This is a genomic window from Psychroflexus sp. MES1-P1E, assembly GCF_002836055.1.
Taxonomy (GTDB): Bacteria; Bacteroidota; Bacteroidia; order Flavobacteriales; family Flavobacteriaceae; genus Psychroflexus.
On the sequence record NZ_PJBS01000130.1, the window covers coordinates 1 to 6302 of the forward strand.

5 protein-coding genes and 1 pseudogene are annotated in these 6302 nt (G+C 29.7%); all 6 read left to right on the plus strand.

The genetic code is table 11. The features are described 5' to 3' along the window. The first annotated feature begins 346 nt into the window (after positions 1-346). On the plus strand, positions 347-1048 hold the full coding sequence (locus CXF67_RS03610) for a serine hydrolase domain-containing protein (RefSeq protein WP_257984585.1): 702 nt from the start codon (positions 347-349) through the stop codon (positions 1046-1048). Positions 1049-1519: 471 nt separating this feature from the next. Next, positions 1520-2650 (plus strand): transglutaminase domain-containing protein, encoded by a 1131-nt coding sequence (locus tag CXF67_RS03615; RefSeq protein ID WP_180957888.1) that lies wholly within the window; start codon positions 1520-1522, stop codon positions 2648-2650. 212 nt (positions 2651-2862) lie between these two features. Beyond that, positions 2863-3039, plus strand: a complete 177-nt coding sequence (locus tag CXF67_RS18070; protein WP_180957889.1) for a hypothetical protein — start codon at positions 2863-2865, stop codon at positions 3037-3039. Positions 3040-4029: 990 nt separating this feature from the next. Next, positions 4030-4611 carry a toxin-antitoxin system YwqK family antitoxin gene (locus tag CXF67_RS03620; RefSeq protein ID WP_102087505.1) on the plus strand — a complete coding sequence of 194 codons (582 nt, stop codon included), beginning with the start codon at positions 4030-4032 and terminating at the stop codon, positions 4609-4611. A gap of 143 nt (positions 4612-4754) precedes the next feature. Further along, positions 4755-5519: a hypothetical protein gene (locus CXF67_RS03625; RefSeq protein WP_102087506.1), complete on the plus strand. Its 765-nt coding sequence runs from the start codon at positions 4755-4757 to the stop codon at positions 5517-5519. A 418-nt stretch (positions 5520-5937) separates the two neighbouring features. Further along, positions 5938-6302, plus strand: a pseudogene (locus CXF67_RS03630) (hypothetical protein); the annotation flags it as partial.

A 6302-nucleotide genomic window follows, 5' to 3' on the forward strand; every position in this document is an offset into this window, starting at 1 on the left:
AAAAAGTAGATTTAGACTATCTGAAACGACCGTTTATTTATACTTGGTAGAATTAGACTTGATCTTTTATATTTATAAATGTCTAATATGCATGATATGCTTGTATAACTTTGAAATTATAGTTTAATCACCATATTTACTGGTAATTGTAATCTTAGTTGACATAAGTGGATGTGCATCAGTGATGTGATCAAATTGAAATAATACCAATTTATTTTTATTTACTGCTGAAAACTTTTATTCCCAAGTTGATTCTACCTTAAAGAGTAAAACAGATTCCTTCCTTAACAAGTTAACTGCTGAAGAATTTTCAGGAACAATTTTAGTAGCAAAAAATAGTAATATTATTCAAAAACGAGCTTATGGATTAGCGAGTAAAGAACATGATATAAAAAATAAAACTGGCACAAAATTTAATATCGCATCTATAACAAAAACCTTTACCGCCGTTGCGATACTTCAATTACATGAAGAAGGGAAAATTGATCTAAACACACCGACAGGAAATTATTTAAAAGATTATCCAAATGAGAAAGTTAAAAATTCTGTAACCATCTCTCAGTTATTAACCCATACTGCAGGATTATCAAACTTTCACGTGACTAATTTTTTGGATGAATGTAAATTTAAATTCAAGGACGTAAAAAACTTTGTTCCATTATTCGTAAATGAATCCTTGCTTTCAGAACCGGGAACAGAATATAATTATGATGCTCCGGGATATCTACTACTCGGATTAATTATAGAAGAAATCACTGGAAACAATTACTACGACTATCTAAACCAAAATATTTTCAGAAAAGCTAAAATGACAAATACAGATGCCTATGATGTTGACGCTATTATAGAAAATAAAGCAAACGGTTATACTTTTGCAGGAGATCCAACTAAGCCATTAAAGAACAATGTCTTTTACTTGTCAAAAGCATCTCCCGGAGGTTTTCACTATTCTACCGCTGAAGACTTATTTAATTTCAATAAAGCTCTTTTTAGCTATAAATTGATAAATAAAGTAACTGTGGATCTTATTGATAAAGCCTCGTATTAAAGGATATAATACACATTTAGGTTACAGAATAGATGTAGATAAAAGGTATAATGAAACTATTTTAGGTCATAGTGGTGGATGGTATGGAGTAAGTGGTGAGATAATCTACTTGCCAAAATCTGGTTATACTATTACAATTTTATCAAATGTAGATTAGAGTATAGATTTAGGTAAATCGATGGTATCAGATTTTTTTAAAGTTTTACTGGCAGGTAATATCTAAGCACATAATTTTACATCGGACGGAAGAATTGATTAAATCGTATTGCATAAAATAAACGGTCGGAATTGAAAAACACTACGCAGAAGCAATTCAAAATCTCTTTAAATAAATGGAACTTTAAATTTTTTGAGTAAAATTAGAATTGGAATACTGACGAAAAGTACATTTATTAACAATGGCTATAACAAATGGGGCCAGAAAGCACTATATTTAATAGTCTGGTTTATTTGTGAAGACCGCTGAATCTTTTGATTTGGCTTTCAAATAAAAATAATATAAAAAGCTTTGGCTATAAGCTTAATCAAAAGTTCACTACTTTTAATTATCATACTAACCCTAGCCTAGACGGTACCAATAATTTGTATATACATCAATCTTATATATTAATTTTTCTGCTTTTCATTGGATTTATTTCCCATGCACAATATGATTTTGCTGAAATCGATAAGCATGTAGCAAATATTGGATTCAATCCAAAAGACAAACTTGCCGAAAAAATAACGTCGGAATTCACTACTGATTTAGAAAAAGTGCGTGCTTTATTTGTATGGATTACTAACAATATTACTTACGACTTTGAATTATTAGAAAGTAAGAAACTAAAGCAGGAATTTTATATTTCACAGGACAGCGTTATAGATAAAACTTTAGAACGGAAAAAAGCAATTTGTAGTGGCTATTCACTCTTCTTTAAAAAACTTTGTAACGACCTCGATATACAAGGCGAAGTTGTGAATGGATATTCAAAACAATGGTTTGATAGTTCTATTTCCAAAAACGTTCCTGACCACGCTTGGAATGCAGTAAAAATTGATGAGAAATGGTTTTTAATAGACACGACTTGGGCAAGCAAAAATGAAGATAATACCGAAAGAGATGACTTTTGGTTTATGACTAATCCAGAATCCTTTGTCTATTCTCATTATCCTGAAGATGAAAAATGGACTTTGTTGGAAAACGGACTCACAAAAGAAGACTTTGACCAATTACCGTCAATTACTGACCGAAGTTTTTTTGAAGATGAAATAAAAATTTTAATTCCAGATAAAAAAATAATTGATGTAGAAAAAGATCGCATTATTAAAATCGAATTGGGAACAAATAATACAGAACTCGAGATTTTATTACGCGGTTATCCTTATGAAACTTATGCCTCAAAGAACAATTTGGAATTTCCAAGTGATGAGGAATATGCAAAACTGACTTCCGAGGAAAGGAATAAACACAATAAAGTTATTCCGAGTATAGAAATAATAAAAACTGAAATAAAATTTAATAAAATTCTGATAAAAGCACGTTTAACTTCTGAAAACATAAAGGAATTTGAAATTGTAGTGCAAGGAATTGATATCGCTACAATTAAAGTAAATTTGAAATAAAAACTAATGGTACCAAAGTGTATAATTAATTGCGTTGGCATGTGCTTATTTGAAATACTCTGAAGGACTTTTCTCTAGTCCGTAGTTGTTTACCAATTTAAGTTGCTTAATCTCGTAAGTAACCATAAATATCGCGTTATGCATAATTATGAAAATACTATTAAATTTTGTTTTCTATAGCGCATGTTCTGGTAAAATTATTACGCCTGAATTTGATACAGATTTTACCTGATTCGGACACTATTAAAATACTGACTTATCATATTGAGAGTGGAGAATGGATTTCACAAAATACAGTCACAATTGATTTAAGAAAAAATGACACTATAAAAATACCAAGAATACTCTTTGGTGGAGGAAATGATTTACATAGCAAACGCTGGACTTAATTAAACTGCAATAAAATTTGCAAAGGAATAGAAACCGACTATTATCCTAACGGAAATATAAGGCTTGCAGGAAATTTTGAGAATGGAAAATCATCAGAAATTAAGTTTTATATAGAGAATGGAACTTTTGAATCTCAAGACATCTATGACGTATGAACTTTGCTTAAAACAAGAGTGAATTATTATAATGAAGAAGGAGAACTAATTGAATATGAAATTCACAAAAACCGAAAAAGAAAAACGGTGATTAAAACATTTGACAAAAAGCATAAACGAATTAACAAAGAAGTGCGACATTATTATATTCAATAAAACAAATATGGGCAATCCCGTATTTAATTTACTGCTTGGTACTGGTCCATTTTACACTGCTTTCGCTTTTTCTAATCACTGGTATTAGACCTGCATAACTTACTTCTACTTGTAAAACGGTCACAGCCATCTAATAGCCACTTAATTTCGTTTTAGGCCAGTGATATCTGAGTCTTTGTGCCTGGCCTTTCGAATCAAACTGTTTTAATACTTTCGGTTTGATGTGTACCAGTTGTTCTTGTGTTGGCGTTAAAGCTTTTGGTTTTGTGCCAGTGGTAAGGTTTTGATGCTCTTGTTTGATAACTATTAATAGGTTGTTTTATAAGGTTTTTACTTCCTTTTGAACTTGTTTTAAACTGCTTTCTAAATAGGGGAGTACCTTTATTTCACTCATTATTTTTGAAAATAAATAGTGTCCCTAAAAATAATCATGGAAATGAAGATGACGGAAACCTGCATTTGCTTTGTAATGAAAAAGAATAAGCCAATAGTGTTGGCAAACAATCGCCGCATTATAATCTTGAATGCTTGATTTTCAGTGGTTAATTAAAAGTCTCTTGGATAAAGTTTACAAAAGTGTTAGTTTAGTTGAAGATAGAACAACATCTTTAAAAGACCTATATTTTATACTGAAGATTTGAATAGGGGTTATACAGATGTTGTAAACAATTTGACAAAATGAAATTAAGAATACTATTTTTACTATCATTAGCAATACTTTTTTCTTGTTCTACAACTAAAGAAATTAAAGAAAATGGAACTAGTTTAAGTCAACTAAACGGAATTACAAAAGAATTTTATGAAAATGGAGATTTAAAAGTTGATTGGAATTATAAAAACAACCAATTGAATGGAATTTCAGAAGAATATCACATAAACGGAACTTACTCTAAATGGAATTATGAAAATGGACAAATTATTGAAGGAAAATCTTACTTTAAAAGTGGTAAACTCCTTCAAGAATACACTTTTAAGAACGGAATAAGAGACGGAACAGCAATCAGATATTATGAAACTGGAGAAAAAGAAACGATCTGGGAATTTGAAAATGACATTCTAATCAGCGGAATCGCATATTATCCTACTGGAGAAAAATGGATTGACTTTAAATATAAAAATGGAATACCAGCAAGAATATCTACGGAATATTATAAAAGCGGAAAAAAGAAAATTGAGTGGAATTACAAAAATGGAGAGTTAAGCGGAGAGTCAATTGAATATTTTGAAAATGGAATTGTAAAAAAAATTTTAAACTATTAAAAACTAGTTATTACATGGTTTATGATTGATTTGGCAATTACTTATCTGTAAAATTTCTTTGGAATTCTCTCTTGTCAATATTTGTTCAAAAAATTAGTTACTTTTATATATAGCCTACAATACAAATTACTTTACTTACAAATATGAAAAAGATTTTAGTTCTATTGATAATTTTATTCTCATTAGAAAATTATGGTCAAAACTATGCTTTTTATAATGACTACAGAAGTCATAAAAACATCATAGAGGGAACTTACTCCCAAAAAAGTACTTTAAAAACATATTTAGATTTGAAATTGCCAATTATTGATAATTCAAAACCTATAGAAATCAACATAGGTTTTGACTTTATCAAAATCAGCGAAAGTTCTGTAGTACTTTTTGATAGTCATAATGTTGAGATAATGAAACCTATTGGAAAAATTGAGAGAACAACTCAAGTGAAAATTGACTCAACTTTTTTTAAAGAAATTTATCGAGATTATTCAAAACCTTGGAGTATTTCATTCAATGTCTGGAATAAAATCACAATAAATGGAAAATCATATTATACCGATTATGACATTCACGATTCACAAGATATTGAAGACATTAAACAATTAAATCAGAAAGTTTTAATTATTGGACAAAATACTGGTTACGATTATTCATACCACATGGGTTACCCTGAATATTACTTTCTTTTATTTTTAAATAAGAGTAATGAAGTGATTTTTGAAAGTGAAATTTTGGATATAAGAATTGGCGATGAATTTGCAATGAAAGGGGACTTTTTAAAAACAAATTGGAGTGAAAAAACTGAAAATTTTGAAATCACTTTTTTCAAACAACTTGAAGCCGAAAGAAAGGAATTAGAAATTCATTGGAATGGAAAAGAAATAAAAATGGAAACTACCGCCAATAACTAAAGATTCATATGGTCGGTCCAGCTTGTCTGCTTTTTTTGTAACCCAAAATGAAAGCCCCCGACCATTGGGGCTTACTGAACCGATTGTATGTCGATGAACTTTTGGGGATCAGTTGATTTTTAGAAATAGTTTTTCTTGGCAAGACGAGTTTTTTTTTATTGTGTAGTTCATTACCACTTAAGCTTATTCAAATTTAATTTGGTAGAAGTAGTCTAGGCGTCAAGCTTTGTTCTGGTCAGGCTGTCGTTAGTATTGAAAATAAAATGGCATTAAACCAAAAAAAAGTGAATTGGATAATATATATGAAAGTGTTAGTTTAGTTGAAAATAAAAAGGTCACCTTTAATAGATGTAAACCTCATACTGAAGATTTGAGTAGGGGTTATGTGGTTGTTAGCTATCCTTCAAAATAAACATTCGTGAAAAAATTTAGAGTAAAAAAGTGGAAAAAGCGTGGGTTTGAATTTCTATCAATTTTTATTGCTGTAATTTCTGCTTTTGCACTAAACAGCTGGAATGAAGATAGACGAGACGATAATTCTGGAAATAAAATTTTAAAAGAAATAGCAAATGGACTAGAGAAAGACATTGAGGATATTAACCATAATATAGGTGGACACAAATATGGAATTTCAGCTTGTGTATATTTCAGAGACTTATTGGCTGATAAACAAATTAACAGCGATTCTTTAATGCATCATTATTTAAATTTGACAAGAGATTTTGTTTCTATACAAAATGTAGCTGGTTACGAAACTTTGAAATCGCAAGGATTGGAGTTGAT